The following is a 1,057-nucleotide window of genomic DNA, read 5'->3' as shown; positions in this document are numbered from 1 at the left end:
TTTGATCGTTGACAATGTATCCTTCGAGATATGGACCGCCGTCGTTGTAGATATCGTTGGCGTCATCATCAACGATATAGTCTTTCCCATCGTTGACGCTTGCGATAGAGACTATATTCCCTTTGGAATCAGTTCCGCCATAAACATATAGCTTTGTATACATCTCTTGATCGGTGCCGGAACGTGTGATCCCAAGAAGGTCACGGCTGTATTCCAGTCGCCTTCCTTCCGATTCCCCGAGTTCCTCCACGATGTCGACGAGCTTTCGAATGACCTGGCCGTTGTACACCTGCACATATGCCCGAATCTCAACCCCAAACTGTTGGGTCAGTTGATCAAGCCAATATTGTGCAGTGTTTCCTGCGCTGAATTCCAGCTTTTTTTCGCCACCGAAAAAGTCATTTTCTCCAATTTCCCATCCGGTTTGTTGGAGAATATATTCAAAAGCCTGTTGGCTGTTGGCATTCGTGAACGTTCTTGCCGGTACAATTTTGTGCGTGAGATCCCAAGCCAGACGATTCATAGCTTGAACCCTTTTGACATGCACGGGGCCGACGGCGGAGTCCTCCCAATCATAGATTCGATAGAGATAAAAATAACCGTCATTTCCTTGTTTCAGGAGATGATAGCCTTGTGTCATATATTCTGTTTCCCTGTATCCGTATGGGACGCTGATTTGCAGAGTGTCGCTCCATATCTTCCCTTGATCGTCTGCGATTTTCGTCGATCGCAAATCATCATAGAACTTGCATCCTTTTCCCTCCAATGACAAGACACCGCAGACTTTCAAGTCGGGATCAAGAATCAAATACACAAGCCATCACCTCCTATTTCGTCGTTGGCCGGTATTCATAGTACCAATCCGCTTCATCGAGATCGGGTTCAAATGCAAATGATTTGGTCACGCCGCCTTCCATGGTTGGGAAATTGCTACCGATATAAAATTTTTCCATGAAGACCGCACCGTTTTTATACACGGTATGGTCTTCGCAATTGATCTTGATCTCATCCCCCGCATGGGCGATGACCGTAGGCTTTGTCGACCCCTTGTTCCCGC

Annotated in this window: 2 protein-coding genes; both read right to left on the bottom strand. The window is 46.8% G+C overall.

Annotated features, from left to right (window positions below; translation table 11 throughout):
* A partial coding sequence (locus CCB157_RS16865; protein WP_238594761.1) for a phage tail spike protein occupies positions 1–640 on the bottom strand: 640 nt, incomplete at its 3' end.
* A gap of 187 nt (positions 641–827) precedes the next feature.
* Positions 828–1,057, bottom strand: a 230-nt coding sequence (locus tag CCB157_RS16860) for a phage distal tail protein (RefSeq protein WP_439951336.1), incomplete at its 5' end; no start/stop codon positions are given.

It is taken from the genome of Caenibacillus caldisaponilyticus (assembly GCF_002003465.1).
Lineage (GTDB): Bacteria > Bacillota > Bacilli > Bacillales > Sporolactobacillaceae > Caenibacillus > Caenibacillus caldisaponilyticus.
The sequence above is the reverse complement of the archived record's forward strand: the minus strand, read 5'-3'. Positions and strand labels throughout refer to the sequence as shown.